This is a genomic window from Sporosarcina oncorhynchi (assembly GCF_033304615.1).
Lineage (GTDB): Bacteria > Bacillota > Bacilli > Bacillales_A > Planococcaceae > Sporosarcina > Sporosarcina oncorhynchi.
Window position 1 is genome coordinate 2,606,699 of record NZ_CP129118.1, and the last position, 26,901, is coordinate 2,633,599.

Annotated in this window: 28 protein-coding genes; 8 read left to right on the plus strand and 20 right to left on the minus strand. The window is 41.6% G+C overall.

Annotated elements, in window-relative coordinates:
- Positions 1 to 139 precede the first annotated feature (139 nt).
- On the plus strand, positions 140 to 1,594 hold the full coding sequence (locus QWT69_RS12715) for an IS1182 family transposase (RefSeq protein ID WP_317966198.1): 1,455 nt from the start codon (positions 140 to 142) through the stop codon (positions 1,592 to 1,594).
- A gap of 76 nt (positions 1,595 to 1,670) precedes the next feature.
- On the opposite strand, the gene QWT69_RS12720 is transcribed toward QWT69_RS12715, so the two are convergent.
- Positions 1,671 to 2,396 (minus strand): hypothetical protein, encoded by a 726-nt coding sequence (locus tag QWT69_RS12720; protein WP_317966200.1) that lies wholly within the window; start codon positions 2,394 to 2,396, stop codon positions 1,671 to 1,673.
- A 175-nt stretch (positions 2,397 to 2,571) separates the two neighbouring features.
- Positions 2,572 to 2,691: a YjcZ family sporulation protein gene (locus QWT69_RS12725; protein ID WP_317966201.1), complete on the minus strand. Its 120-nt coding sequence runs from the start codon at positions 2,689 to 2,691 to the stop codon at positions 2,572 to 2,574.
- A 181-nt stretch (positions 2,692 to 2,872) separates the two neighbouring features.
- On the opposite strand from QWT69_RS12725, the gene brnQ reads away from it, so the two are divergent.
- The gene (brnQ, locus tag QWT69_RS12730; protein WP_317966203.1) at positions 2,873 to 4,204 is read left to right on the plus strand and encodes a branched-chain amino acid transport system II carrier protein; all 1,332 of its coding nucleotides are present in this window, start codon (positions 2,873 to 2,875) and stop codon (positions 4,202 to 4,204) included.
- A 30-nt stretch (positions 4,205 to 4,234) separates the two neighbouring features.
- On the opposite strand, the gene QWT69_RS12735 is transcribed toward brnQ, so the two are convergent.
- The 3 genes from QWT69_RS12735 to QWT69_RS12745 all read right to left on the minus strand — a co-directional run bounded on the left by QWT69_RS12735 (position 4,235) and on the right by QWT69_RS12745 (position 8,816).
- On the minus strand, positions 4,235 to 5,623 hold the full coding sequence (locus tag QWT69_RS12735) for a serine hydrolase domain-containing protein (protein ID WP_317966205.1): 1,389 nt from the start codon (positions 5,621 to 5,623) through the stop codon (positions 4,235 to 4,237).
- A gap of 240 nt (positions 5,624 to 5,863) precedes the next feature.
- Positions 5,864 to 7,660, minus strand: coding sequence for an adenylate/guanylate cyclase domain-containing protein (locus QWT69_RS12740; protein ID WP_317966207.1), 1,797 nt, complete (start codon positions 7,658 to 7,660; stop codon positions 5,864 to 5,866).
- Positions 7,661 to 7,673: 13 nt separating this feature from the next.
- On the minus strand, positions 7,674 to 8,816 hold the full coding sequence (locus QWT69_RS12745; RefSeq protein ID WP_317966209.1) for an HD domain-containing phosphohydrolase: 1,143 nt from the start codon (positions 8,814 to 8,816) through the stop codon (positions 7,674 to 7,676).
- A 128-nt stretch (positions 8,817 to 8,944) separates the two neighbouring features.
- Here QWT69_RS12745 and QWT69_RS12750 point away from each other — a divergent pair, with 128 nt between their 5' ends.
- Entirely contained in the window at positions 8,945 to 9,298 is a 354-nt protein-coding gene (locus tag QWT69_RS12750; protein ID WP_317966211.1) for a DUF3307 domain-containing protein, read from the plus strand.
- 46 nt (positions 9,299 to 9,344) lie between these two features.
- On the opposite strand, the gene QWT69_RS12755 is transcribed toward QWT69_RS12750, so the two are convergent.
- From QWT69_RS12755 to QWT69_RS12770, 4 genes are all read right to left on the minus strand, one after another.
- Positions 9,345 to 10,493: a Ger(x)C family spore germination protein gene (locus QWT69_RS12755; protein WP_317966213.1), complete on the minus strand. Its 1,149-nt coding sequence runs from the start codon at positions 10,491 to 10,493 to the stop codon at positions 9,345 to 9,347.
- Complete coding sequence (locus tag QWT69_RS12760) at positions 10,490 to 11,944, minus strand: spore germination protein (RefSeq protein WP_317966215.1); 1,455 nt, start codon at positions 11,942 to 11,944, stop codon at positions 10,490 to 10,492. The genes QWT69_RS12755 and QWT69_RS12760 overlap by 4 nt, the downstream gene beginning before the upstream one ends.
- A gap of 32 nt (positions 11,945 to 11,976) precedes the next feature.
- A complete protein-coding gene (locus tag QWT69_RS12765) occupies positions 11,977 to 13,065 on the minus strand; it encodes an endospore germination permease (protein ID WP_317966217.1) in 1,089 nt (362 codons plus the stop codon).
- A gap of 202 nt (positions 13,066 to 13,267) precedes the next feature.
- Complete coding sequence (locus QWT69_RS12770; protein ID WP_317966219.1) at positions 13,268 to 13,624, minus strand: winged helix-turn-helix transcriptional regulator; 357 nt, start codon at positions 13,622 to 13,624, stop codon at positions 13,268 to 13,270.
- Between the two features lie 127 nt (positions 13,625 to 13,751).
- Here QWT69_RS12770 and QWT69_RS12775 point away from each other — a divergent pair, with 127 nt between their 5' ends.
- Positions 13,752 to 14,378: a nitroreductase family protein gene (locus QWT69_RS12775; RefSeq protein WP_317966221.1), complete on the plus strand. Its 627-nt coding sequence runs from the start codon at positions 13,752 to 13,754 to the stop codon at positions 14,376 to 14,378.
- Between the two features lie 589 nt (positions 14,379 to 14,967).
- Here QWT69_RS12775 and QWT69_RS12780 read toward each other — a convergent pair.
- Positions 14,968 to 15,432 carry a DIP1984 family protein gene (locus QWT69_RS12780; protein ID WP_317971089.1) on the minus strand — a complete coding sequence of 155 codons (465 nt, stop codon included), beginning with the start codon at positions 15,430 to 15,432 and terminating at the stop codon, positions 14,968 to 14,970.
- A 171-nt stretch (positions 15,433 to 15,603) separates the two neighbouring features.
- Here QWT69_RS12780 and QWT69_RS12785 point away from each other — a divergent pair, with 171 nt between their 5' ends.
- Positions 15,604 to 16,125: a cupin domain-containing protein gene (locus tag QWT69_RS12785; protein WP_317966223.1), complete on the plus strand. Its 522-nt coding sequence runs from the start codon at positions 15,604 to 15,606 to the stop codon at positions 16,123 to 16,125.
- 44 nt (positions 16,126 to 16,169) lie between these two features.
- On the opposite strand, the gene QWT69_RS12790 is transcribed toward QWT69_RS12785, so the two are convergent.
- The 4 genes from QWT69_RS12790 to QWT69_RS12805 are packed head-to-tail and all read right to left on the minus strand — an operon-like array spanning position 16,170 to position 18,907.
- Positions 16,170 to 16,721 carry a hypothetical protein gene (locus tag QWT69_RS12790; protein WP_317966225.1) on the minus strand — a complete coding sequence of 184 codons (552 nt, stop codon included), beginning with the start codon at positions 16,719 to 16,721 and terminating at the stop codon, positions 16,170 to 16,172.
- Positions 16,712 to 17,347, minus strand: coding sequence for a lysophospholipid acyltransferase family protein (locus QWT69_RS12795; protein WP_317966227.1), 636 nt, complete (start codon positions 17,345 to 17,347; stop codon positions 16,712 to 16,714). The genes QWT69_RS12790 and QWT69_RS12795 overlap by 10 nt, the downstream gene beginning before the upstream one ends.
- A 15-nt stretch (positions 17,348 to 17,362) precedes the next feature.
- Positions 17,363 to 18,301 carry a phosphatidate cytidylyltransferase gene (locus QWT69_RS12800; RefSeq protein ID WP_317966229.1) on the minus strand — a complete coding sequence of 313 codons (939 nt, stop codon included), beginning with the start codon at positions 18,299 to 18,301 and terminating at the stop codon, positions 17,363 to 17,365.
- A complete protein-coding gene (locus QWT69_RS12805; RefSeq protein ID WP_317966231.1) occupies positions 18,302 to 18,907 on the minus strand; it encodes a CDP-alcohol phosphatidyltransferase family protein in 606 nt (201 codons plus the stop codon).
- Positions 18,908 to 19,154: 247 nt separating this feature from the next.
- On the opposite strand from QWT69_RS12805, the gene QWT69_RS12810 reads away from it, so the two are divergent.
- From QWT69_RS12810 to QWT69_RS12820, 3 genes are all read left to right on the plus strand, one after another.
- Positions 19,155 to 20,099 (plus strand): ABC transporter ATP-binding protein, encoded by a 945-nt coding sequence (locus QWT69_RS12810; RefSeq protein WP_317966233.1) that lies wholly within the window; start codon positions 19,155 to 19,157, stop codon positions 20,097 to 20,099.
- Positions 20,099 to 21,616 carry an osmoprotectant update ABC transporter permease/substrate-binding subunit OpuFB gene (opuFB, locus tag QWT69_RS12815; protein WP_317971091.1) on the plus strand — a complete coding sequence of 506 codons (1,518 nt, stop codon included), beginning with the start codon at positions 20,099 to 20,101 and terminating at the stop codon, positions 21,614 to 21,616. The genes QWT69_RS12810 and opuFB overlap by 1 nt, the downstream gene beginning before the upstream one ends.
- Before the next feature lie 63 nt (positions 21,617 to 21,679).
- Complete coding sequence (locus tag QWT69_RS12820; protein ID WP_317966235.1) at positions 21,680 to 22,171, plus strand: DinB family protein; 492 nt, start codon at positions 21,680 to 21,682, stop codon at positions 22,169 to 22,171.
- 304 nt (positions 22,172 to 22,475) lie between these two features.
- On the opposite strand, the gene QWT69_RS12825 is transcribed toward QWT69_RS12820, so the two are convergent.
- The 6 genes from QWT69_RS12825 to QWT69_RS12850 form a co-directional block, all read right to left on the minus strand.
- A complete protein-coding gene (locus QWT69_RS12825; RefSeq protein ID WP_317966237.1) occupies positions 22,476 to 24,197 on the minus strand; it encodes an FAD-binding dehydrogenase in 1,722 nt (573 codons plus the stop codon).
- Positions 24,198 to 24,346: 149 nt separating this feature from the next.
- Positions 24,347 to 25,114, minus strand: a complete 768-nt coding sequence (locus QWT69_RS12830) for a 3-hydroxybutyrate dehydrogenase (RefSeq protein WP_317966239.1) — start codon at positions 25,112 to 25,114, stop codon at positions 24,347 to 24,349.
- A 214-nt stretch (positions 25,115 to 25,328) separates the two neighbouring features.
- A complete protein-coding gene (locus tag QWT69_RS12835; RefSeq protein ID WP_317966241.1) occupies positions 25,329 to 25,838 on the minus strand; it encodes a MepB family protein in 510 nt (169 codons plus the stop codon).
- A 76-nt stretch (positions 25,839 to 25,914) separates the two neighbouring features.
- The gene (locus tag QWT69_RS12840) at positions 25,915 to 26,196 is read right to left on the minus strand and encodes a DUF4190 domain-containing protein (RefSeq protein ID WP_317966243.1); all 282 of its coding nucleotides are present in this window, start codon (positions 26,194 to 26,196) and stop codon (positions 25,915 to 25,917) included.
- Positions 26,197 to 26,300: 104 nt separating this feature from the next.
- Positions 26,301 to 26,537, minus strand: coding sequence for a hypothetical protein (locus QWT69_RS12845; protein WP_317966245.1), 237 nt, complete (start codon positions 26,535 to 26,537; stop codon positions 26,301 to 26,303).
- Between the two features lie 42 nt (positions 26,538 to 26,579).
- Positions 26,580 to 26,870: a hypothetical protein gene (locus QWT69_RS12850; RefSeq protein ID WP_317966247.1), complete on the minus strand. Its 291-nt coding sequence runs from the start codon at positions 26,868 to 26,870 to the stop codon at positions 26,580 to 26,582.
- Between the last annotated feature and the right edge of the window lie 31 nt (positions 26,871 to 26,901).

Below are 26,901 nucleotides of genomic sequence, written 5' to 3' on the forward strand. Positions count from 1 at the left end.
GCTCGCGCTGTTCCCGCTGGAGTCGCTGCCTTCCACTCCAATCCACTACAATCTATTTCGAAAATAATCACTTTAACCCCTAAAAATCACGGTCCATTTCCTATATACTAAAATTAAGTAAATGTAGGTGGTGCGCCCAATGATTTCAAACCAGGAAACCCTAAATTTAAGTCCTTACATGGCGATTTATGATATCGTCGTGCCGAAAGATAATATGCTTCGCCAAATAAATGAACTTGTTGATTTTTCCTTTATTTTAGAAGAGCTTAAAACCAAATACTGCTTGGATAATGGGCGTAAAGCAATTCCGCCCATCCGTATGTTCAAATACTTATTATTAAAAGCTATCTTTGATGTATCTGATGTTGACTTAGTGGAACGCTCCAGATACGACATGTCCTTTAAATACTTTCTAAATATGGCTCCAGAAGATGACGTCATCGACTCAAGTACCCTTACAAAATTCCGTAGACTACGTCTCAAAGACGTCGGTCTTTTAGATATGTTAATCAAGAAGACGGTTGAAATCGCACTTGAAAAGAAAATCATTAAGAGTAATACAATCATTGTGGACGCAACACATACCAAGGCACGTTACAATCAGAAATCACCGATAGAATTCCTACAAGAAAAGTCGAAGAATGTCCGAAAAGCTGTCTATAAAATTGATGAATCAATGAAAGATAAATTCCCTGCGAAGTCCACTTCTAACGAAGTGGATGATGAATTGGCATATTGTGAAAAAGTCATTGAGGCAATTGAAAATGAACCACAAATCTCTCAAGTACCAGCCGTTAAAGAACGACTAAATACATTAAAGGAAATAGTGGGGGATACTCAACATCATCTTCAATATTCCGTTGATTCCGATGCACGTGTAGGTCATAAATCAGCGGACTCCTCTTTCTTCGGTTATAAAACGCATATCGCTATGTGTGATGAGAGAATTATTACAGCGGCAACCGTAACGACAGGCGAAAAAAGTGATGGACAGTACTTACAGGAATTAATCGAGAAAAGTAAAGCGACTGGAATGAAGATTGATACAGTATTAGGAGACGCTGCATATTCTGGAAAAGATAATCTAATTTATACAAATCAAGAACAAATTCAATTAATCGCTAAACTCAATCCCATCGTTACAACCGGAGGACATGCGAAAGAATTTGATTTTAATAAAGATGCGGGAATGTTTGTATGCCCGGCCGGGCATATGGCAACTCGAAAAGCCCGCACGGGCAAGAAGGGACAAAAGAGGAACCAAACAATGACGTTTTATTTTGATGTTGAAAAATGTAAAACGTGTCCATTGAGGGAAGGTTGTTACAAGGAAGGAGCTAAAAGTAAAACGTATTCCGTATCGATCAAGTCCACGGAACATGTAGAACAGGCAGCCTTTCAGGAAACAGAGGAATTTAAAAGGCTTGCACGAAATCGATATAAAATCGAAGCGAAAAATAGTGAGTTGAAAAATCCGCATGGGTACGATCAGGCCCAATCAGCGGGTTTATTTGGCATGGGCATCCAGGCCGCGACTACCATATTCGCAGTCAATCTGAAACGGATAATAAAACTGGTGAACGAAAAAGAATGAAAATAAAGGTAGAAAAGAGGCACTTTCTGTTCAGATTTGAACAGAAAATGCCTCTTTTTCATTCCGAAAAACTTCTTTATCTAAAAAACGTAAGTTTTTCAGTGCCCTCAATTTCTTCCAATGCGTTTTTATGAATGTATTCATGACCTCGATGCAAAGGGTTTGCACCTGTTATGAAACCTGCGGCAGAACGGAACTTTTTCACCTCATAAAATTCATGCCATGTATCTTTTGGTTCCAACCTAAGCTTTTCAAATGGTCCCCAATCGATGCGTTGCAATAATCGAATCGGGCCAGCTAGCGCGGTATCTCCCATCCTTCTATAAATGGCATCGACTCCCGGATGATTGCGGTCTGTTGTGCCGAACAAGTGGGAAGCCCTGTATTCTTTATCATAAGCAAAGATGTCTTCCAGTTGTAAAATGGCTACCGGTTCGTTATTTTCATCAGCAAGCGTCACTTCGTCTCCAACAGTTAATGTAGCTATAATTTCTCTATTTTTGGAACCTGTCGGCGCGAAACTGAGCGGCACCGGCCAAACGGTACCGTTTGAGAGGCGGCCTTTTTCAAGCACAGATTTATAATCTTTTTCGTTCATAAAACCATCATTAGGCGACAAAACTCCTGTCGCAATCATCTCCAGTGTTATAACCGCTTCCATATCAACCATAATCACTGGCAATTGTCTCGCTCTTTTTAAATCGGCATCCCGTTCTTTTCCTAACACAACCTTGTCCACTAACTTGCCGCCATGGGGCTGTTGCGGGTATGACGCAAACTTGTTTTCCGTTGCATTTACCATTCATACGCCTCCTTATCCTATTCAACTAGTCTATTTTAAAAGTGACCATTCTATTCTGAATGTTAACATACTTTATGGGCAGTTACGTAAGGAGTTTTCAGATTTCAATATTAAAATAAAAAAAGACGCACGATAAAATCATGCGTCCAGCATTTCTATTAATTTGATTCAAAGTTCAACAAAAACCGCCACCTGCAAACGACGCTCCAACGATGATCAATAAAATAAACAGCACGACAATCAATGTAAATCCGCTGCCTTCGTTACCACAATGTCCTCCAACATTTCCTGACATTCTCAACACCTCCAGAGCCCTTGATGATGTTAGTTTATGCCGTAATATGATTACGTAAAGGGCGAACACCCAAATTCCAACGGGATACTTGTTTTGCAACTTGACAGAACATTGGAATTTATATATAGTGACGACTGACAGGCTTTGAGTGAAATCGGATACAAGTGTCGGAGGTATACATATGAATCAATTCAAACCAGGTGACACTATCAAACTAGGACTAGTCGTGTTTGCACTGTTTTTCGGGGCTGGAAATATGATTTTCCCTCCTTTGGTCGGACAGCAAGCAGGGACGGCGGCATGGATGACAATCGCAGGTTTTCTTTTGACAGGCGTTGGGCTACCTTTCCTTGGTGTCGTCGCAGTCGCAAGAAGTGGGGACCAGCTAAGCGATTTGGCCGGTAAAGCCCATCCGTTATTCGGCATCGTCTTTACAGTCGCGGTCTATTTGTCAATTGGACCACTTTTCGGAATTCCACGAACAGCGACTGTCGCGTTCGAAATTGCGGCTTCCCCATTCGTTTCAGCTTCTTACGAAAACTTGACATTAATGCTATTTACAATCTTATTTTTCGGCGTCACCGCATGGCTTGCATTAACGCCGAACAAAATAGTCGACCGTATTGGTAAGATATTGACGCCGATCCTTTTAGTAATCGTCGCTACGATTGTCATAATTGGCATTTTAAAGCCTGCTGGCGTGAGCGGCCCACCGCAAGCTGAATATCTGACTAATCCTTTTGCAAGCGGGTTCATTAAAGGCTACCTGACAATGGATGCGATTGCAGCGCTTGTATTTGGTATCATTGTCATTAATGCTATTAAGGCAAAAGGGATTACGGATAGGAAAGTCATTACAAAATTGACGATGAAGTCCGGTTTTATCGCTGTCACCGGGCTGAGCCTAGTCTATATCGGGCTGGCATACTTAGGAATGACGAGTCGGACGGTCGCACCGGATGCTGAAAACGGTGGCATCATCTTGGCAAAACTTGCCTATGAATTGATGGGAACTAACGGTCAATTATTGCTTGGAGCAGCTGTACTTCTTGCGTGTCTGACAACTTCAGTCGGCCTTGTGTCAGCATGTGCTACATTTTTCTCAATGACATTCCCGAAGATTTCTTACAAATGGGTAGTACTCGTTATAAGCATTTTCAGCACATTCATTGCAAATATTGGATTGACGCAACTTATCTCGATTACACTGCCAATCCTTATCGGGATCTACCCGTTAGCAATTGTCCTAATCTGCTTGAGTTTCTTCCATTCTTTGTTTAAAGGCTATCCATTTGTCTATTTGTTCGCGCTAGCAGGAGCAGGCGTTATCGGATTCTTCGATATGCTGAAGGAGTTTGGAATCATAATTGCTCCTGTCACACGCATCCTGACTTATCTTCCCCTTTACGAAGAAGGAATCGGATGGATTGTACCTGCCATCCTATTGGCAGTCGTCGGCTACATTTACGGTTTGACTACGCACACAAAGAGACGGCAAGCGCCTAGACAGTAACCTGTCCAAGGCACTTGCCGCTTTTTGTCTTTATCCCATTTGTTTGATAATATGTCTTCCACCATAGACGATCCGTTCAATCGTCCCATCTTCACCTGCAATAAACTGAAGAATATCCGAGTCATCTTGTTCTGCGACAAAGATATTATTCCCTATATACTGCAGCCGTTTAAATGCCCCATTGGATTCGACACCGAATAGACCATTTCTTCTTTGTGCAATGACATGCATCCCTTCACCGGAAATATAGACACCTTCATAGGTAACAAGTTCTTCATCGCTGATAGGTACTGTTTCCACTTTGAAGGGAGATGTCTCATATTCTCTAGCATGAATGCTGTTCAACGCTCCCATAAGGATATCCCCCGCAGACACATCCGCGACATTTGTCAAAATGACACCCGCAAGTTTCTTATCGGGAATGGCACACATAAAGGAAGAGACACCCTTTAACCCGCCCCCGTGACTGATTAGTTTGGAACCGAAATAGTCAGGGATGATGCGTAATCCATAGCCATAACATCTGCCCGGTTCATATTCGATATGCGGCGTCATCATCTGCTCGACACTTTCTTTGGATAAAATGCGCTTTTCATTGATCGTCCCTTCATTCCAGAAAAGCTCCAAATAACGGATTATGTCATTTGCGGTCGACTTCAAATAGCCAACTGCTCGCATCGATGGTGCATCCCACCAGATTGGCGCTTCATAAACGTCCGATCCATCTTTTGTTTTCATATAGAGCGTTGTGACATTGTCCGTCGTGTCCAACCGATTCATATCGAAAAAGCTTCTTGTCATGCCGGCCGGTTCTAAAATATGCTGTTCGATGAAGGACTCATAAGATTGACCGCTCACCCGGTGGATAATGATACCAAGTAACCCATAAGAGTCGTTGGAATAACTGTAATAATCTCCGGGCTTTCCGAGCCATTCGAATTCATCATTCGCCATGAAAGCGAGCATTTCATCGTACGTTTCGATATGCGGTCCAGGATTATTGAGTAAATCTAGTCCGTAATCTTTTGAAGACGGATCTTTTTCGATGCTGTTTTTGCGTGCATAGACATGTGTTGCAAGCGGTGGATAGCCAGAAGTATGGGTCATCAGATGATGGATGGTAATCTCGCTTGCTTGTGATTTCGTTTTCAACTCCGGGAGATACGAAACAATTGGGTCATGTACCGACAGTTTTCCAGCTTCTTGCAACTTCATAATTCCAACGCAAGTAAAAGATTTTGTCATGGATGCAATGCCAAAGACAGTGTCCCCATTTACTGGAAGCTGCTCTCTCACATTTCTGAACCCGAAATTCTTATCAACAATCGTCTTATTATTTTCAGCAACCTCAAGCATCGCACCAGGTATGAGTTCTTTAGTGATAAATGTCTGCGCCTGCTCTTCAAATCCAACTTTCATGTAAACGCCCCTTTACTAGAAGTCCTAAAAGTATGTATAACGACTGAATCTTCGCCATATAGCAATATTCGCTATTATTTCAGTTTCCCCTGCTAAAACGAAAAAGAAATTACTCATCGATGAACCAAGCACAACATGTGAACTAGATTCGATTCTGGATTAAGAAAGACGCTATTACTCTTGTCGTATAAGCAAGTATAAAAAAGTCCCAGGAAGAGGTATACTTCCCGAGACTTTTCACTATTTCACCACTGTCAAACGGTATAATGATTGATTGTTATCAACTCCATGTAAAGTTACTACAAACGGCTCCACATCACATGGCAGTACTTTCATACCTTTTCTTGAGAGTGTTTTATATACCTCTTCTGTTATAACGATGTCATCACCAGTACTTTGCTGCTGTACGCGCGCTGCCATATTTACTGTCCTGCCGAAATAATCAAGCACGTCATTTGCATTGACAGCTATGACAGGACCTGCATGAAAACCAACTTTGATGGACACTGGATGCGACAACGTTTCATTCAGATCAGGCATTTGTTGTTGAATGGCAATCGCCGCATCCAGCGCATCTTCATTTTTAATAAATACCGCCATAACGGAGTCTCCTATCGTTTTTACGATAGACCCGTGGTGTGTAGAAATTTGCTTTTCAAGATAATCAAAATGTCGTTTAACGTCAGCGTAGGCAAGCGAGTCACCGATTTCCTCATATAAACGGGTTGAGTCTTTTAAATCGGTGAACATTACTGTCAATGTACTGACACCAATCTCAATACCGGGGGCAAGTACTTCAGCCGGCAATAGATTCCGGAATAACTGCAAGGATGTTACTTCCCTGGCGGTCAATGCAAATGAATCCCAATCCACTTTTTCAACCGCCAATACAATCTCTTCTTCTGATTCATTGATGATTCTAAATTGCTGCGCCTGATTGAATCTTTCTCCGACGAATCCTAAGGAATTATAAATGATCACCTGCTCTTGTAAGTCCTCGACATTTCCAAGTTGCACCTGTAAATTATCTTTTAACACCCGCATGCGTAGATTTTCCGTCATCGGTGTCCAATCAACAACCTTCTCTTCATTCGGTCCGATACGGAACTGCCCGACAATATGTGGTGAATTAAACGGACCATTTAAGCAAAATACTTCATTACTCACTTTTCGGATACTTGGATGGACTGTAAATATCATTTCTATATATTTATCGAAATCCATCTCGAAATCGACTCCACATAAATCACAATGGACAGTCGTTTTCACCAGTCTCAAGCTTGTCACTCGATTTTTAGGAACTCGGCAATTTGGACACATCATATTCCATTCATAATTTACGAGCCCGACTTCATTGGCCAGCAGAAAAAGTTCAATTGTTTTTCCACGGTCGAATCCAAAATCCTCCGCCCATTTGTAGGGCTGTAGCTTTTTGACAAGATCATCCGGAGCCATTCGCAACGTGAATAGTAGACGTTCAATCATCCGTTGTTCATCTAGGATTTCGCCTAATTGTTTAGCCAGCTCAGTCAATCGCTTTTCATCCACTTGCGCTAATGGTGTAAAATGTGCTGTTTTCCGATAATTCTTTTCCGTTTTTTCAAACATACTTACATAATTGAACATCTTTCGCAATTGAGGAAGCGTCTCTATATGCAACGCAGCTTTACCGAAGAGATTCTGATAGGTAAACCGACCGTCCAGCTTCATGATTGTATGATTTTCATTTACTTTTTCGACGATTACTTTCCAGATGACTCGTTTTAATGGTCCTTTTGTATAAATTCGTTCAACGGAGTAATGTGACTCATTCACCCATTCGAACACATTTTCAATCCATTCAATCGGCACTACGCCGAAAGCCGTCGCTTTTCCTTTTCGTATAATCTGCTTCGCGTCTTTTTGAAAGGGAGTAAAATTCACGGCAAACAAGCCGGCGTATCGATTTAACTGGTTTGTATCCGCTACCGCTTCCCATACTTCATGGACAGGCAAACCGAACTCCCTTTTTTCAGTAAATTTGTATGTTTTATCCACCGTTGCGGTTCACCTAACCTTCTTTGAACTGATCACGGATTGCAATGAACTTCTCAATATGTTCCAGAAATAACTTAACAAGAAATGGATCGAACTGGTGTCCCGATTGCTCCGACATATAGTCAATAATCTTCTCAAGCGGCCACGCTTTTTTATAAACTCGATCACTTCCAAGTGCGTCGAATACATCCGCAATCGCTGTAATTCGTCCAAACAAATGAATATCTTCACCTGCCAGGCCGCGTGGATACCCGGTACCATCCCATCGTTCGTGATGCTCATATGCAATTAACGCAGCTGTTTTTAGCAGTGCCCTTTGTGACTTGCGGAACACTTCATAACCAATTAGCGTATGGGTTTTCATCTCTTCAAATTCCAAATCTGTCAATTTCCCTGGTTTTAAAAGAATCCTATCCGGAATTGCCACTTTTCCGATATCGTGCATCGGTGAAGCATATTTCAACATCTTAGCTTGTTTATCAGGTACACCTGCCAAGCTTGCAAGTAAATAGGAATATTGTGCAACACGTTTCACATGATAACCTGTTTCAAGCGAACGACTTTCACCGATTTCCCCCATCGTCGTTATCATTTCTTTTTGTGTTTCTACAAGTTCTTCGCGCAAAATGAACGCTTCTAACGACTTTCCCGCATAAGTAGATGCAAACGTGAGGTATTCTTCATCTTGCGGTGTGAATTGCTCCGAATCACTCTTTTTATTAATCGCTTGGAAAGCGCCAATCACTGTTCCTTCGCTATTTCTAAACGGTATACATAATAGTGACTTCGTTTTGTAACCTGTTTTGCGGTCAATTGCATCGTTGAACCGAGGATCCGCATATGCATCCAATACACGAATGGTTTCCTCTGTCTGGATGCTAAGTCCGACGATTCCACTACTCTCATCCACCGTAACCTTTTCCAGTCCATGACCCGCGACTGTCCAAATACTCTTCTCAGTCGGTTCATGCAACCATACGGAGCAACGGTCGGCATTCACCATCTTCTGCCCAAGATCCGCCAATACCTGAAGAATATTATGTATATTCGTTTCCAACGACATTTTCGTCATATATTCAAAAATCATTGCCAGCATCTTATCTGCCCGGCGTTCTAAATCGAATTTCTCATCGTTACTGTCTTGCGAAAAAGGCATTTCAACGATTCCTTCCCTTATTAAAATAGTTTACCCTTCCCTTGTTACTATTTTATCACTTATAATGATAGAAACATACATTTTTTCTCACCACCACAATCTTTTATAGCCAGAATGGAGCATGTTTGATGGGCATTTTCTCATACTTATTAGCCGGTCATCTCGTCGGTGATTATCTCCTTCAGACGAACTGGATGGCTGTAAACAAAAGAACGAACTGGCTTGCATTGATTGTGCATAGTGCAGTCTATACAATTTGCATCACTCTAGCGTTATTCATCGGTTCTGGGGATTTTCCCATCGCTGCAATCCTACTTGTATTTGTAAGTCATATTTTTTTGGACAGACATCGGTTCGTCGCCTGGTGGGCAAAGAGCATCATGAGTGTCGATGAAAAGAAGGCCGGTTGGCTACTCATAATGGTAGACCAAACTTTTCACATTCTACTCTTAGCTGTCGTGGGACATTTCTGGTTTACTTGACAGATAAAAAAGGCAGCTCCTTTACAAACGCAAAGGGGACTGCCTTTCACTCTTCAATCGTTGGTTTTATTGACTTTCTATCAGAGGCTATTTTATCCAACTGGATCGTTATGTTCCGGATCGATGATTCAGTTAGATTTATTTTCCCATCTGTATGTTGCTCTTTCCACACTTTCACATTTTCCCGATATAATACATTTGAGAATCCGTATATATCGATATCTTTTTTTAGGGCTTCTTCGTATGTTTTCATAATTTCTTTTTCAGCTTCTTCTATTACATGCTTTCTTATCTCTTGATAAGAAACTTCTCCTACTATAACACTGACATAGACAGTCATGTTGACATTAATATCAAACCTTGCGTCCCCTGTGCCTAAAACCGGCTTAATCTTCCTATTTACTTTCTCAATGATTGCCGAAATATACTCCCCGTTCGACAATTTAAAAGTGAGCTGTCCTCTCTTCGTATCGTTGGACATCCACTGAAGTCCTCTAGCCTTATCATCCAGTATTTCCCCTTGTAATCCTTTCGGAGTTACAACCGCTACCCCATTTACGGAAATCGAATTAATTGTTTCCTTCGAGGACTTCCAATTATCGATTAACGTGACAACCGGGATCTTCGCTTCGTACCCCGGCTCATTCATATCGATGATAAGTCTGCGAATATCGATAGGTTCAACATAGGATTCCTGTTTAAAAGAGTTTTCAGGGTCCGACAGTTTGGACAGGGAAACGGTTTTATTCAACACCGGTTTTACCAATAACACCTCTTCCACAGAATCTTTTGTTGCGTAGACCCATATCTTATATCGGGTTTCTCTAAAGCGAATAAATGTGTCTATTATTGGACTAAGCTTTGTATTTTTCAATACTTCTTCAGATACGACTAAGTAAGATAAATGGCCCCAATATACTTTTTCATCCATCGAATGATACAAATTATGAATGGCTTCATCTATCGTTTCGCCCGTTTCATAACCGACTTCAGCTTGCGGAAGATCGGATGGTGGCATTTCCGATTTCGCGGTATTTGCAAAACTGATAATTTGCGCGTACACTTCATATTTTCCGTCTTTGTAATCGACACCCATTCCGTGTATATACAACATGCGCTCCGGTTCATCAACATCCCAGCAGCCTGAGAGAAGGACAAGCGGTAAAAGTATAATCACCCAAAATTTCCTATTCATTTTTCAGCCTCATTGCTACGTGTTTTATCTTTCGTATTCAACTGCTCGGGACGTCTAGTATATTGGGAAGGGGTTAAGCGAAAGATCGCTTTCTTTATCGTGCTCCAGCTTGGATTAGTTGTAATGCTTATATAAGGTACGCCGAATATACGGATGTTGGACAAATAGATAATGGTAAAATACAGAGACATGAAAAATCCGAACAATCCTAAAAATGATGTCAGCAGGATGAATACAATGCGTAACACCGAGACAGCCATTACTAGCGACTGATTGACCAATGTAAATGCGGCGATCGTTGAGGTCGCAATAATAACAATCATGGCCGGACTCGTGATGCCCGCCCGAATGGCTGCATCTCCAATAATTAACCCGCCCACTACGCCGATTGTTCCTCCAAGCGCCGTTGGCAACCGCAAGCCCGCTTCACGGAATAGCTCAAACATGATGAGCATAATGAGCATCTCAAGCGCTGAAGGTAACGGAAGCTCTGTGTTCGCTTGCACAATTGTCGCCAATAACTGAAAAGGCAACTGATTTTGATGAAACGTCGTCAACGCTAGCCAGAATGCGGGCAATAATAAGCCAATTACCATTCCTCCCAAACGCAAAATCCTTTCAAGTGAGCTGAAGATCGATGGTGTTTCAAAATCATCACTTGTTTTTAAAAGAAGAAATAGGTCCACTGGCGTTATGATTGCATAAGCAACTCCATCAACTAATATGATAAAACGTCCTCTGACAAGTGCCTGTATGACATTGTCCGCTCGGCCAGTTGTATCATTGAACGGGAACAATTTTGAATTTCTATTGACTCTTTCCATCAGAAAGTCTCCACTGAAAATGATATCCGCATCTACTTTCTTTAATTGCTTTTTGATGCCATAGAGTATTTCCTTACTTGCGATGTCATCAAAATAAAGTAACGCTACAGCTGTTTTGGAACGGCGACCTAATTCGAATTTCTCAACACATAACGAATTAGTAGGAAGCCTTTTTCGTATCAATGCGATATTTACAGAAATATCCTCGATGAAATTGTCTCGTGGCCCTTTGACGGGAACGCCTAATTTTGTTTCCTCGGGCTTGCGATTCGGTTTTTGGGAAATATCGCTCGCATAGAGCAGTTCAGTTTCCACAAAATACAAAATTAGCTGACCAGAGTAAACGAGCGTGATGATTTCCTCTTCTATATCGACTACTTTCAAATTGGGTAAGTGAAGTGTGTTAATAAAGTTCTGATTTGAATGTTCATCTTCTCTCTCTTCAAACGCCCGTTCCAAACTGGGAATTACCGAATCAGACAGCTGCTGTTTATCAATCATTGCATCACAAGTTATGAAGACAACTTGCTTTTGATGGAATGTATACACCTGAAACTGAACGTCTGCAGACTTTTGGAAAAGTTGTTCGAGTCTGGTAAGCGTAATCCTGTTTTCCGCCGAGTGCATTAATCCTCACCATTTCCTTTGTAAGAATCGATTCAGACCTTCTTAGATGCTTTTTTTGAACGTAAAGCGATTATTGTTAATAATAATGATAAAAGGATCATGAAGACGAAAGTCGCTATTAATAAATACTGCCCTTTGATCGCCAAAAATATGCGGTCATTCAAGAGAATTAAGACCGCATTCATAAAGAAAAATGGGGGAGCTAGGATTCTCCATATCCGCTTTCGATCTCCTGTCATTTTCAATAAATCGGCCGCGACGTATAGAATGACTGCCCCCCGTATGAATGCACCGGTGAGCCATTGGTAAATAGATAAGAAGTCCATATGATCGATTAGCCTGCCAAGTGACACAAGACTCCATTCCTCGTAGGCGGGAAAACGTTGCTTCGTCGCCTCATCGGGACCAAATTCCGTAATTGCCCCACTTGTCGGCCCCAACGTCAATCCCATTATGATGAACAACATGATGGTAAAATGATACCATTTAAGAGGTTTTTTTACTTTATGCTGTATGAACAAGAACATCAGAAGCTCGACGTATCCCGATGCCGGATAAACCATAGAAGTCATGACAGGCTGTAAACCATGTTCAAAAAACGGCCTCAACAGATTATAGTCTTTCACTTGCAAATTGGTAAACGCTACAAAAAAACCGAAAATGACAACCCAAAACAAAACGAATGCATTTACCATTACAATTGTCTGTAAGTTCGTTGAAGCGAGCAAGATACATAGAACTGAGTAAATGATCAACATGAGCACTATAGGTGTTTCAGGAAGAAATGTCGCCGAAATCCAGTACAATGTCTCTCCAAGCGTGAAGACGGCCAGAATGAGCAAGAAAATGGCGATTGTATACCGTACAACACTTGAAATGGTGTTGCCTAGCGACCGATCTAACCACTCAACAAGAGGCTCGCCGTTCGTCTTCTTATTGATAAACGCTAGTAAAAATACCCACGGTAGAATGGCAAAAAAAGAAGCGATGACGGTTATCCAGCTATCTCTTCCCGCCACATTTAAAATTGACGGTATAATGGTTACATGGTTTTTCAACCCGATTACTGTCATAGATAAGAAGATTACGTGTAAGACACTTATAGATCCGACTTTGTTCACTGAAAGACCCTCTAACGTATTAATATCCAACAGCTTGGACAAGAATGGATGAATTTATAAGTTTCATATGCATTTAAACGACAAAAAGCATCTACGCCCATGAAGGTATAGATGCTTTCAATATGCTATTTATGCCTGAGTCCACCGTAGGCTGTTTCTGCAAGTTTATTCAGAGTAGTTACTAGGCCGTTCATTAGCAATCTTATTTTTGAAGATCTGTCGGGCAACCATTCGCTTTTATCCATTTCAAAATGGAAACAATGACATCTTCGAGTTCTTTGCCGACTTTTGTCAATTCGTATTCCACTTTTCTAGGGGTCGGATCTAGTACATTTTTCGAGACGATTCCATGTGATTCCAGTTCACGTAGTCTTTCTATTAACAAGCGATCGGAAATCCCATCGATTTCAGTCGACAACTCATGATAGCGCTTCGGACCATCCAATAAACGGTAAATAATGACTCCCGTCCACCGCTTTCCAATGAATTCAATCATCTCGTGGAATCTGTTACAGTTTCTCTGGTCGTTTGTATGATTCAATTTTTCATTCATTTGCATGTCTAAAACCCCACTCTTCTCATATTTCCACTTTACCATACACTTACTTGACAAACAAACTTACTAATAGTAACCTTGTTAACGTACTTACTTAAAGTAAGTAAATCGCCATTAGGAGAGTGCAATAATGCCAGAAAAATATACAATTCTATCTGAGATCATTCATGAAAGAAAATCAGTTAGAAAGTTCGATTCATCCTATACGATATCGAGGGAAGAAATAGAGGAGATGCTCATTGAGGCAACTGAAGCTCCTTCATCAAGCAATCTACAACCATGGCGTTTTATGGTCATCCAAGATGAGGAAACTAGAAAAAGGCTAAAAGAGTTTTCTTACAATCAACAACAGCTTGATACGGCATCTGCAATTATTGCTGTTATCGGTGATACAGAAATGTACCACAATATCGATGAGATCTATCAAGCGAATTTCGAAGCGGGCTATATGGATAAAGCAAATATGGAAAACCAAATTTCAAACGCTAAAGCGCTCTATCCGAAAGCACCGGTTGAAGCTAGATTGAATATCGCCGCTTTTGACGCGGGTCTAATTTCCATGCAACTGATGTTAATTGCCAAGGCAAAAGGGTATGACACAGTTACAATGGGTGGATTCGATAAGCAACAATTCGTAAAAGAATTCGACTTAGAAGATAGATATGCACCACTTGTGTTAATCGGAGTAGGTAAGGCCGCGGCTCCCGCTTACGGTTCAAGTCGTTTACCTTTAGAAAAGATTGTGACGTTTATCTAATAGCAAGTTGAAACACTTCATAGTTACCGACAGGAGGCTGGGACAAAACTAAAATATAGTCCGTTCCCCTGCGCTCCAAAAGGCACGCTTTCCGCGGGGCGCGCTTGAGCCTCCTCGTCGCTGAAGCTCGCTAACAAATAACATACAAAAAGCGTAAAGGATCATATCCTCTACGCTTTTTGCATGTTATGTCCCAGCCTCTTATTTTTAATTTAATTTATTGAAGATGAGAAAATTTAAAGGTATAACTAGTCAATTAGCGACGTCATTTATTGATACTATACGAAATCGGATTGCGAAAATAAATTGAACACAAAAAGCACCTACACCCATTAAGGTATAGATGCTGTTAACATGCTATTTGTCCCCGAACCCACCCTCGCTGCCTCCACAAATTAGTACATGGTAGTTACAATGACAATCTATTTGTACAACTGTTACAGTACTGGGCGTCAGTAGTTCATGACGGATTCGAACCGAGTGGTATCGCCCCAATACCTACCACTAGTCCAACTTACCCAGTTGGCGGGTTTGTACTCACCTTTGCGGATAACAGCTACCGACTAGCATACTTATGTGTTACTTCTTTTTACAGTAAATCTGTCGTCCAGTTCAAACCTTGAATTTTCGTATCGATTTCCCGGAATTCTTTTGATAATTGATCGACCTGTTTCTGAATGGAAACAACATCTACCGTACTCAGTACTTTGATTTCCGTTCTGCTGTAACGATCGTTTCGAATGGACGCTTCCTCTGCGACTTTCGCTAGGAGTAGACGTTTGTCCCAAATTTGATCGCGTTCAGTTAGTGCATCAGCCAGTGTCCAATTTTCATCATACTGGATTGTGCAATTTGTTTTGTTAATACGCTTAATAAGAGCCGTCAATTCTTCCATAATATCATCAAGTTCAGCCAACAACACATTTGGATCTTCTGCAGGCTCTTCTCCTTCTTGCGTTTTAACGTTGACGCTAATTCGACTTTTCAACTGTTGGATTCTTTTTTGATAATCAGCGCGTGTGATTAATGCTTCAGCTAGTTTCAAATTCAACATCTCCTTTATGTACATATTCAAACGAGTCTAAAACTCTATTATCAATACATTCCTCGTAGAAATCATAATCCCCTTCTTTTATATCCAGTAAACTCATTTCCTTCACTGTAAGAAGTGCTATACTGTCTTTAATTGTAATTTAAACTAGTGACTTTGGAAAGGAATTAACAAATGAAAACTGACACAGCAGCTTACTGGGTTTCCAAACTTGGATTACTCCCTCACCCCGAAGGCGGATTTTATAAGAGTACATACGCTTCACAAGAAGAGACGACAGATGAGCAACTTAGCGTTGACTTTGAAGGAACGAGAAAGCTCTATACGAGTATTTACTTCCTTCTGACGTCCGAAAATGTCTCCCATTTTCACCGGTTGAAATCGGACGAGTTATGGTATTATCATGCCGGTAGCTCACTAACCGTCCATGTCATAAAAGAAGATGGCACGTACGCAGAAATTCAGCTTGGTATGGATCTTGAAAAAGGTGAAGTGCCGCAAGCGCTTGTTCCGAAAAACTCGATATTCGCTTCTTCTGTCAAAGAAGAAGGTACTTGCTCGCTCGTCGGGTGCATGGTATCACCAGGTTTCGAGTTCAAGGATTTTGAACTATTTACGCAAAAAGAGTTGTTGGAGACGTATCCACAACATGAAGCAATCATTATGAAATTGGCTTACGAAACTCTTCCTGAATGAACAATTCTAAGACAGTTGGCGACGTACTAGTTGCTGACTGTCTTTCATTTCTTTCCTTTCCATGGATGGATAGAAAAATAAATGACATACACAATAATCCAGGCAACTGCCCAAACTGCATATTTTAACCACATTATTAAATCTGGAAATAACACTACTGATAGAAACCATGCAAGCATGCTTGTCAAAAAAAATCGGATGAACCGAGCTGGAATGCTGGCGATGAGAAATTTAATCATCCCGATGCCTGTATGTGGTGCGTAAATGGCATAAACTTTATAGGGGATACCGCGAATGGGTCCGAGAATCATCGCAATGAGTCCATTTTGCTTTAAACTGCATTCAACGTCCTTCATCATCTTGCCCTGAATAGAAGGGATACTTTCTACAAATCGCATGGCTGTGGTTCTTTGCTTATATGACCAAACATACATGATCACCCCACCAATCATTGCTCCAGCCAAAGCATACAAACTACTTGTAAAACCGATAGTAAACCCATGAATGACGATGAACGTCAAAATGACATCCGGAATGATAAAAAAGAACGTCGCCTCTGCCAAACCCCAGATGAATGCGAGCACCATCAATCCCATGTCGGAAAACTCCCTTCAGCCGCAAGTGACTTCATGTTCATTTCTACCATCTCCATGAACTCTTTACGATCTTCTGTCCAATACATTTCATCGCCGACAAATACATCACAAAAGAACGGAACAAACATCGCTTCCCCTTTTGGAAGAGACTTCCCCAATCCGTGCATAAAAACAGGATAGACAGGCACGGATGGACGCTCTTTTAACAAATGATAAATCCCTGACTTTAAACGTGCGATTTTCTCAGGCTCACCGCGGGATCCTTCTGGAAACAATATGACAATATGATTGTTATCCAGCGCTTCATAGACGCCGTTGAATAGGTTTTCCACATCGGTACTGCCTTTGCGATCAAGAGGAATAATATGAATAATATTCAATGAAAACCATGCGAGCACTTTATTGCGCAAAAAATAATCAGCTGCTGCAATTGGTCTCACGGAATGAATGACCTTCCCTCGGAAAAGTGTCATGAGCACTAGCGTATCAAGATGGCTATTATGATTAGCGATAATCACCGCAGGTCCTATCTTCGGCAAGTTCTCTTGACGCCGGACGTTCAAACCGAGCACTATTGTAATGAATGGGCGAACAAAAAAATTATAGAACATCCACCTGAGAATCATTTGCTTTACCCCCCTTTACGTAAAGTAGAAATAGCGGATAAAGTGAAAAAACAAAGGTGCTGTGTATGTCAGACTGTCGACCCGGTCTAAGATCCCTCCGTGGCCCGGAATAGCGCTCCCCGTGTCTTTAATATTCAAATCCCGCTTCAACGATGAAATGTTCACATCACCAATAAAGCCCGTCAGCCCAATGAGCAAACCTGCAAACAGCGCACTACCAACTGTTAATGGTGTTAGGAGCGGAGCAAGCAAATAGGATAGTAATACCGTTGTCGCTACACCGCCAAGCAATCCTTCCCATGTCTTGTTTGGGCTCACCTTCGGAATGACTTTATGTCTCCCCAATAATTTTCCCCAGATGAACTGTGCGACATCGTTGCATTGCGTCAAAATGACAACGAATAGGACAAGTCCAGCGCCCCCCAGCTTGGCCGTGCCAGGAAGGACTAGTAAATATGCTAAATGACTGAGGCCGAAAACCATGATCATCAGTCCCCAATGGACAGATCCCATCGTCCGCAAGAACCCTTTATTCTCCCCAATCAGAATCATTTGAATGGGCAAAAACAAGAACAAATATACGGGAATGAAAACAATGAACATGCCATACCATCCGATATAAATCCAGTAAAACTGAATCGGTATTGCCAAATACGCCCAGAAAAGAATTTTTCGATGCGCCCGGTTCGTTGGGATTAACGACAGATACTCCTTTAACGCTAAGTAACATAAAAACGCCAAGAAGAATAATGACACGGTATGATTTACGAGAATCGCCAAGAGGAAGACAGCTGCCATCACCCACCACGACTTGATGCGCGCATTCAGTTCAGTAAAATCCTTCTCTTTTTTTGAAATCGTCAAGATGAACGCGATGATACTCGAGACGATTAACAATCCCAAAATCCCCGCTAACACAATCCCAATTTCAGTTGAAAATATGCCATTTGACACTCACTTCAACTCCTTCAAAGATTGTTTTATCCGAATGAAGATATTCATGATGATGAGCAACAATATCGCACTTAAAAAACCTGTGATCCAACTGGCAGGCAACAGTTGAAAGGCTTGAAGCAACGCAAGCAGCCCAAAGGCAAACGCCCGGTCACTCTTTCCCATCGGCCCGTCATAGCGACGGCTTGCACCAATTACTTCACCTAGAACACCGGTCATCTCACTGATGATAGCAAATAGAACGATTCCTACAATGAGTGGAGGAGAAAAGTCCGAGATAAATGCGAAAGGCAGATACAGAAACGCATCTGATACAACATCTCCGATTTCATTTAGTAGATTGCCGAGCGTTGTTTTCATATCATGTTCTTTTGCCAGCATACCATCGATTGCATTCAACACCATCCGGACAAACATCACAATCGGTATAAGAAGTAGTACAAAGGAATTTTCGTGGAATAAATACAGAAGTCCACCTGTTATCAATGACAATACGATTGCCGCCACTGTCACCTGATTAGGTGTTACACCCGTTTTCGCCAGCCGCCTTACGATTGGTCGAAGCAGATTCTGAAATTGCGGTTTTATATCATAAATACTGACCAAACGACTTCACCTCTTAACGGATTAGTAGGTAACTAGAAAACCTACAACTATCTGAACTTTCTACAAGTCTAATTGAAGATGCGTGATATATCAAAATATTCAACGTAGATTGTTCTAAGTTACGACGCGTAAATTTGTACAAATAAGGTTTTTCTTCCACTGTTTGAGGCTAATGATAGAGGATCGCTTCTATTACCATTCTATAATTTTTCTTGTAATCAATTGGATTTTGAAAGGGGTAAAGGACATGATTCGTTTTGAAAACGTCTCCAAATCATACGACGGCGATACGCGTGTAGTGGATTCATTAGATATGGAGATTGCGCGTGGAGAATTTTTTGTTTTGATTGGGCCGAGTGGTTGTGGGAAAACAACGATACTGAAGATGATTAACCGCCTCATTCCATTATCAGAAGGCTATATTAGAATCGATGGAAAGAAAATTAGCGAGTACCCCATCCACGAATTACGCTGGCGCATCGGATATGTACTCCAACAAATTGCTTTGTTCCCTCACATGACAATCGAGGAGAATATTTCGATTGTCCCCGAATTGAAACAATGGAAAAAAACGCGCATTCGAAATCGTGTAACGGAGTTGATGGAAATGGTTGGTCTAGATCCGGATACGTATCGCGGACGAAAACCCAGTGAGTTATCTGGCGGGCAACAACAGCGTATCGGTGTCATCCGGGCACTTGCGGCAGATCCTGATATCATTCTGATGGATGAACCATTTAGTGCACTTGATCCGATCAGCAGATTGAAGCTTCAAGATGATTTATTGCATCTTCAAAAGACCATTAAGAAGACCATCGTCTTTGTCACACACGATATCCAAGAAGCGATGAAATTGGGAGATCGAATTTGCATATTAAAGAACGGTCAGATTGAGCAACTTGGCACTCCTGAACAGATTATTAAAGCTCCTGCAACACCATTCGTTCGGGAGTTCATCGATAGTGCAGGACCGAATCCTTTTGCAATATCCGAACATCTATCACCTATCACTTCTGACATATCCGAATTGGAAATAGTATCCATTGATGCGGAGTGGAGTGAAATACTCGATGCGCTCGTCACTGCAGACCGAATCGCTATCCAAAAAGATAGCCAGGTCATCGGAACTTTGTCGCGTGAAGATATTCTTAGCTTTCTTGCAGCAGATGCTAAAGAGAGGGTGGGAGAATGATGCGTGAATTCCTTTCCGTTTTCCAAGACCGTAAAGCTGAATTGGCGAACGCTCTGCTTGAGCATATCCAAATCTCGTTAATCGCTCTCTTTTTTGCTGTTCTCATAGCCATTCCTATCGGGATTTATTTGACAAATAAACAACGGATTGCAGAACCTGTCATTGGTGCCAGTGCGGTATTACAGACGATACCATCACTCGCATTACTTGGTTTGCTAATACCCTTGTTTGGCATCGGGAAAGTCCCTGCCATCATTGCTCTTGTAGCATATGCGTTATTGCCAATTTTGCGCAATACGTACACAGGCATTAAAGAAGTGGATCCTTCCTTAAGGGAAGCAGCTACCGCTATGGGTATGAACAATCGAAAACGCCTCACAAAAGTTGAGCTTCCACTCGCTATGCCTATCATCATGGCAGGTATTAGAACTTCGATGGTGCTCATCGTTGGCACAACGACTCTTGCTGCATTAATTGGAGCAGGCGGACTTGGTGACCTGATATTGCTTGGTATCGATCGTAATAACACTTCATTAATCATACTTGGAGCAATTCCAGCAGCACTGCTTGCACTTGCCTTCGATTTTTTATTAAAAAAGTTCGAAGGGCTCTCATTTAAAAGCGCGACGATTGCACTCATTTCGTTTTTCATCATTGCTTTGCTTGTCATCGCTATACCGTTTCTATCTGGTAATTCAAACAAGCATCTCGTAATCGGTGCGAAGCTAGGAGCAGAACCTGAAATTCTTATTAATATGTACAAACTTCTCATCGAAGAGGAAACAGATCTCACTGTTGAATTAAAGCCAGGTCTTGGCAAGACATCATTTGTCTTTAATGCATTGCAATCTAAAAGCATAGACATCTATCCGGAATTTACGGGTACCGCATTATCGGAGTTCTTAAAAGAAGAGGCCGTCAGCAATGATCGTAAAGAAGTTTATGAGCAAGCACGTACGGGACTTGATGAACAATTCGAGCTTGTCTTATTGGAACCGATGGATTTCAACAATACGTTTACGCTCGCTGTTTCAAAAGCTTTCAAGGAGCAATTTAACGTAACATCTATCTCTGATCTGCAATCTGTAGAAAATGCGGTTAAAGCAGGCTTCACACTTGAATTCAATGATCGTGAAGATGGATACCGCGGCATTAAGAAGTTATATGGAGTCGACTTTCCATCCGTTCAAACAATGGAACCTAAATTACGCTATCAGGCAATCGCTACTGGTGATATCAATCTTATGGATGCGTATTCGACAGACAGTGAACTGCAAGAATATGAAATGTTTGTATTGGAAGATGATAAAGAACTCTTCCCGCCTTATCAAGGTGCTCCATTACTACGCAAAGAGACATTGGCGAAACACCCTGAATTGAAGGGCATCTTGAACAAACTTGCTGGACTGGTCACTGATGACGAAATGCGGGATATGAACTTCAAAGTCAATGCAGAAGGAGTAAATGCGGAAGAGGTTGCGCGACAATTTTTACAGCAAGCCGGGTTGTTAGAATAACTAGACAGCTTGCGCTACGCATAAATGGTATATTGAAAGTACGCAAAAACGAGGAGTGGGACGATGCAAATCAATGAGGAAGCACGTGTAAAATTACTAGACGCATTTGATGGATTGTCAGATGAGGAATTGAACCGCTTGCCAACTGATGGCGGTTGGTCTATAGCCCAGATCATCGAACACCTATACTTAATGGAAGGCGGTATTGCCAAGACGATACAACATCAACTCGCTACTGGTCCAACACAAGAAACGCCTAAGAAACCGATTGACCGGACAATTGATCGTTCCGTAAAAGTGGATGCACCTGAATTCGCTGTACCTAAAGCAGATTTCGCTTCATCGCAAGAGTTGAAAGCAAAACTTGCCGCATCCCATGGATTACTTCGTCAACTAGCCGAAACTGTTCCGGCAGAGCAATTAGAGTCAAAAGCATATCCGCATCCGGTATTCGGCGACATGAGCTTGAAGCAGTGGATTCCTTTCGTCGGCTATCACGAACTGCGTCATATCGAACAATTATTGGAGACAAAAGAAGCGGTCAGTCATCGTTAATACTATCTCTATCCCCCCTCCGCCTGAACAACTAGGTGGAGGGATTATTTTATGCCTACTATTGTTTTGAAGTTGTGTGAACCTCTGCGTCACGGCTATATTCATTGTACGTCTAAAAGTGCAATACAAGTTGTCAATAAACCGCTTGTTCAACTTAGTAAATAGCAGTGAAAAGGGGCTGTCCTGCCAACTCGTCAGGATAGGCCCATTCTATTAAACCCTCATACGAAACTTTAGAAAAGCTCATGTAGATCCCTAAAAGTTCATACTCGCTTATAATTTTGCAGACCGAAATTCAAACCGATCAACCATGCGGCGTACCCGCACTTACATATCCCTTATCCTGCTCAACTCCGGTACGATCCACTTCAGACGGCACAAACATTGCCATTGACCGACCAATCACCCTTCCGCCGAATAGACATCCGCCAAGGAAAGTCCCTTCAAGCGCTCGGTACCCATGCATTCCGCCACCACCAAAACCCGCAACTTCCCCAGCTGCATATAAGCCTGAAATCGGTATCCCCACATCATTCAGTACTCTGCCATCTAAGTCGGTCTGTAAGCCGCCTAATGTTTTCCGTGTCAACAGATTCAGTCGTACTGCAATTAGTGGACCGTTTTTCGGATCGAGTATTTTATGTGGTTTGGCGACCCTTATGAACCGATCCCCTTTATAATTCCGGGCGCCGCGCATAGCCGTAATTTGTAAGTCTTTGCTAAAAGTATTATCCATTTCGCGATCTCGTGCAATTAGTTGCCGTTTAATCTTTTCCAAATTAATCAATCCTGATCCCGTCAAGTCGTTCATCCCATCGACAAGCTCCTCCAATGTATCCGCTACGATAAAATCTTCACCATGATCCATGAAAGCTTTAACAGGTGCAGGTGGTCCCGGTAATACGCGAGACAGCACTTTGCGTATACTTTTACCTGTCAAATCGGGATTCTGTTCAGATCCCGACAAAGCGAATTCCTTTTCAATCATTTTTTCTGTAAGGATGAACCATGAATAGTCATACCCCGTTTCCTGAATTGCCTGCAACGTGCCCAATGTATCGAATCCTGGGAAGTTCGGTGCGGGGAAACGGTTCCCTTCCGCATCTAGCCAAATCGAAGATGGTCCGGGCAAAATTCGAATTCCGTGCAACGGCCAAATCGGATTCCAATTTTTGATGCCTTCTGTGTAATGCCACATTCGATCTTCATTGACAATACGTCCTCCCGCCTGTTTCGTAATCGCAAGCATCCGACCGTCGACATGCGCCGGTACGCCTGAAATCATCCTTTCAGGTGCCTTACCTAGGCGTGCAGGCCAATTCTTCTTCACCAATTCAATATTCGCTCCAATCCCCCCACTAGTCACAGCTATTGCATCGCCTTCAAACGAAAATTCACCGATACTAACTCTTGAACTCGATTCTCCTCGTTGCGCGTCGCTATCTTCCAATACCGCACCTTTTACACCGACGACAGCGTCATTTTTCACAATCAATTCATCCACACGATGCCTTGGTCTGTAATCGACGTCCCCCTCTTCGATTGCCTTTCGTACTTTGTCCGCAAACGGCTTCACTATTTCCGGGCCAGTTCCCCAAGTAATATGGAACCGTGGAACAGAATTGCCATGTCCATCTGCCAAATAGCCACCACGTTCCGCCCAACCGACGACCGGGAAAAAGCGGACACCTAACGAATGCAACCAATCTCTTTTCTCACTTGCTGCAAATTCGATGTACGCTTCTGCCCATTTTCTTCCCCAACTATCTTCATCCTGTTCTCTATCAAATCCAGCACTGCCAAGCCAATCCTGCCAAGCAAGCTCTTTGGAATCGTTAATTCCCAACCTTCGCTGTTCAGGCGAATCAATCAAAAACAGTCCTCCAAACGACCACCACGCCTGTCCGCCCAATGATGATGCAGGTTCCTGGTCTACAAGCAACACCCGCTTGCCTTTCTCCACCAATTCAACCGTCGCAACCAAACCCGCCAATCCTGCCCCTATTACGATCGCATCGTATTTCATCGAGCATCCCCCTCGCAGCTTTCTATAATTAATCATTTCGACATATTTTCAGAATTACCTGCCTCCTTCTTGATATCTCTTACTATGCATACTAAAGTAATTTCACTCAAAAAAAAGACACCATCCATTGCTGGAATGAGGTCTCACTTTCATTGAACCGTATAACCGCCATCTAATACAATCGCCTGTCCTGTAATCCCATTTGCGCTCTCACTTGCTAAATAAAGGGCAAGGTCAGCAATCTCTTTTACATCCAACAACCGTTTTTGCGGCACTAACGGATAGATCACTTCTTCTAAAACCGACTCTAGTTGCACGCCACGGACTTCTGCTAAGTCTTTCAACTGATTCCGGACAAGTGGAGTATCGACATATCCCGGACAGATGGCATTGACAGTAATGCCATCAGCAGCCGTTTCCAAAGCTGCAACTTTTGTCAAACCGATCACACCGTGTTTAGATGAGTTATAGGCCGCTTTGCCCGCAAATCCGACAAGTCCATTAATGGAAGCCATGTTCAAAATCCTACCGAATTTCTGTTTCCGCATATGTGGCAAAACGAGCTTTGTTGTTATGAAAGGCGCAGTGAGCATTACTTTCACAAGCAGTTCGAACTTCTCGGTCGGAAAATCTTCAAGCATCGCCACATACTGTAAGCCTGCATTGTTAATGAGAATATCGATTCTACCGAAGTGTGCCATAGTTTCGTCGATTGCCTGCTGGATGTCCTCCTCGCTCGTGACGTCACATTTCAGACCGATTGCACGACCGCCAATTGACAAAGCCGCCTCTTTCACCTTCTCCTCTTCCAAATCAGTCAGCACAATATTGGCACCTGCTTGGGAAAACGCTTTTGAAATCTCAAAACCGATTCCTTGTGCTGCCCCTGTGATGAATACCACTCGATCTTTGACCATACTCCACCCTCCTTTACTTTAATGTTGGACATAGTCCATCGAATTATAAGACATATTCAATCAAGCAAACGTTGAGTTCCAAGCTAGTAACGAAGAACTTCCTTTGCCGTATTTGTGTACACTTCAGAAATCAAGGCATCATTCCTGGATCTCTAGGCAAGAACAAAGATATGCCTGAAAGTTGTACTAAACAATCGTCACCGATTACAAAGAGTTAAAATGAATACAGTTCCACCATTTTTTCTTCAGTTAATAGATTTGGTTTACTCATATCAATAAAATAGGGTAACTGCCATTCCTGTGTTTTCATCGCTTGTTTACTAGTGGGACTATCCCAGCTTGGATAAACTCTTATTGCCATTTTCCCTTTTGTCGAACAGGATCTAAGAATATTCTGTTTGAAAATAACTTCCTTTGGAAAGATAAATTGTCCAAACTCACTATCATTTTTAAAAGTAGTTATAACTAACAAGTCTGGTGCTTCTTCATATGAATAGGGTTGATTTTTATTGTTTTCATCTTTTTCCCAAAACGCAACAAATTGACCTACTTTCGTAGGCGTTATATTCGCTACTCTGAATCGAACTGTTTTAGACGATAATTGAAATGTACCAGCACCATACTTAGAATTTTGCTGTTCTTCTTGAACCGATTTTAAAGTTAAATTCTTCGGCTCATAAATCATTTTACTTACATACGTTAATGCTGTAAAAAAATCATTCATTTCTCCACTCCTAAATTTCAAAGAAAATGGCCCGATTGAGGCACGTTTTATAAGTATTATCTCTCAGCGGATTGATTTAACCAACAGTGGTCATCAAGTTGAAAGCTAAAATACTCAAAACACCAAATAATTGAATTACAATTCCTACAATGCTACAAATCAAACCTGCTGTTGCAAATCCGTGCCCACCCATATTTGTACTAACGATTTCCCTTGTCGCCTTTCTTGAAAATATAATACCGAAAATGCCAAGTGCTAATCCGATAAAGGGTATCAAAATAGATAGGATTCCTAAAATTAAAGACGTGGTTGCATTACTATTAGTCACGTTGTCTTTCGAAGCTCTAACATTACTCATTTTACTCACCCTAACTTAATCTTTTAATAGACCCGTTATTGAAAAGGATGCAAATCTTTGTTAAAGAATTGCACCTGTTTGCAGAAATCAATAATCGCTTATTTTTATTTAGTATTAAATTTAATATTACTTAATATCAATACAATAGAAAATAGTATTAGGAGTATAAAGCCAACCAATGACAATACATTAGTGATATGAATTAACAACTCTCCTAGAACACTTCCTCCATAACCACTCTGAAAAACCCCTAGTTTTGCGTAGCTGAGCACAGGAGTATTTAATAAAGCAAGTACAGCACTGCCCAAAAGACAATAAAGTAATTTCACATTCTTATTCATCAAAACTCCCCCTTCCAGCGCCACCGATTTATGCAGAATGGACTAACGTTGTTCTAGTTTTACAATTGGAGATTCTTGTTTTTTCCATTCAGTCGATTCCTCGCTTTCCTCAATGAGCTTCTGCCAATAATTACCTGTTTTCTTATCAAATATGATTATGTTCCGTTGATTTGCTGAAATAAACTCATATCTATACTGACCTGACTTGTTGTTATCAAGCGAATGAGATATGAACCAAGAACCTATAATTATACATAAACCTAGAAAAACAATACTCACACTGTCACTCCTTCTCCTTAAAATTGGTCCATTAATGGCATAATTCTTATTCAAGAATTGCATCCTTATATGGTACATTGTTAAA

Excerpts from the sequence above, each read along its gene's own strand:
- QWT69_RS12795 (WP_317966227.1), bottom strand. The coding sequence starts at position 17,347 with ATGATTCTCAGGTGGATGTTCTATAATTTTTTTGTTCGCCCATTCATT.
- QWT69_RS12735 (WP_317966205.1), bottom strand. The coding sequence starts at position 5,623 with ATGAAAGTTGGATTTGAAGAGCAGGCGCAGACATTTATCACTAAAGAA.
- QWT69_RS12760 (WP_317966215.1), bottom strand. The coding sequence starts at position 11,944 with ATGCACTCGGCGGAAAACAGGATTACGCTTACCAGACTCGAACAACTT.
- QWT69_RS12725 (WP_317966201.1), bottom strand. The coding sequence starts at position 2,691 with ATGTCAGGAAATGTTGGAGGACATTGTGGTAACGAAGGCAGCGGATTT.
- QWT69_RS12825 (WP_317966237.1), bottom strand. The coding sequence starts at position 24,197 with ATGAAATACGATGCGATCGTAATAGGGGCAGGATTGGCGGGTTTGGTT.
- QWT69_RS12830 (WP_317966239.1), bottom strand. The coding sequence starts at position 25,114 with ATGGTCAAAGATCGAGTGGTATTCATCACAGGGGCAGCACAAGGAATC.
- QWT69_RS12750 (WP_317966211.1), top strand. The coding sequence starts at position 8,945 with ATGGGCATTTTCTCATACTTATTAGCCGGTCATCTCGTCGGTGATTAT.
- QWT69_RS12770 (WP_317966219.1), bottom strand. The coding sequence starts at position 13,624 with ATGCAAATGAATGAAAAATTGAATCATACAAACGACCAGAGAAACTGT.
- QWT69_RS12755 (WP_317966213.1), bottom strand. The coding sequence starts at position 10,493 with ATGAATAGGAAATTTTGGGTGATTATACTTTTACCGCTTGTCCTTCTC.
- QWT69_RS12790 (WP_317966225.1), bottom strand. The coding sequence starts at position 16,721 with ATGGGATTGATGGTGCTCGCATTCATCTGGGGTTTGGCAGAGGCGACG.
- QWT69_RS12810 (WP_317966233.1), top strand. The coding sequence starts at position 19,155 with ATGATTCGTTTTGAAAACGTCTCCAAATCATACGACGGCGATACGCGT.
- brnQ (WP_317966203.1), top strand. The coding sequence starts at position 2,873 with ATGAATCAATTCAAACCAGGTGACACTATCAAACTAGGACTAGTCGTG.
- QWT69_RS12715 (WP_317966198.1), top strand. The coding sequence starts at position 140 with ATGATTTCAAACCAGGAAACCCTAAATTTAAGTCCTTACATGGCGATT.
- QWT69_RS12720 (WP_317966200.1), bottom strand. The coding sequence starts at position 2,396 with ATGGTAAATGCAACGGAAAACAAGTTTGCGTCATACCCGCAACAGCCC.
- QWT69_RS12840 (WP_317966243.1), bottom strand. The coding sequence starts at position 26,196 with ATGAGTAATGTTAGAGCTTCGAAAGACAACGTGACTAATAGTAATGCA.
- QWT69_RS12845 (WP_317966245.1), bottom strand. The coding sequence starts at position 26,537 with ATGAATAAGAATGTGAAATTACTTTATTGTCTTTTGGGCAGTGCTGTA.
- opuFB (WP_317971091.1), top strand. The coding sequence starts at position 20,099 with ATGCGTGAATTCCTTTCCGTTTTCCAAGACCGTAAAGCTGAATTGGCG.
- QWT69_RS12835 (WP_317966241.1), bottom strand. The coding sequence starts at position 25,838 with ATGAATGATTTTTTTACAGCATTAACGTATGTAAGTAAAATGATTTAT.
- QWT69_RS12745 (WP_317966209.1), bottom strand. The coding sequence starts at position 8,816 with ATGCCTTTTTCGCAAGACAGTAACGATGAGAAATTCGATTTAGAACGC.
- QWT69_RS12775 (WP_317966221.1), top strand. The coding sequence starts at position 13,752 with ATGCCAGAAAAATATACAATTCTATCTGAGATCATTCATGAAAGAAAA.
- QWT69_RS12780 (WP_317971089.1), bottom strand. The coding sequence starts at position 15,432 with ATGTTGAATTTGAAACTAGCTGAAGCATTAATCACACGCGCTGATTAT.
- QWT69_RS12785 (WP_317966223.1), top strand. The coding sequence starts at position 15,604 with ATGAAAACTGACACAGCAGCTTACTGGGTTTCCAAACTTGGATTACTC.
- QWT69_RS12820 (WP_317966235.1), top strand. The coding sequence starts at position 21,680 with ATGCAAATCAATGAGGAAGCACGTGTAAAATTACTAGACGCATTTGAT.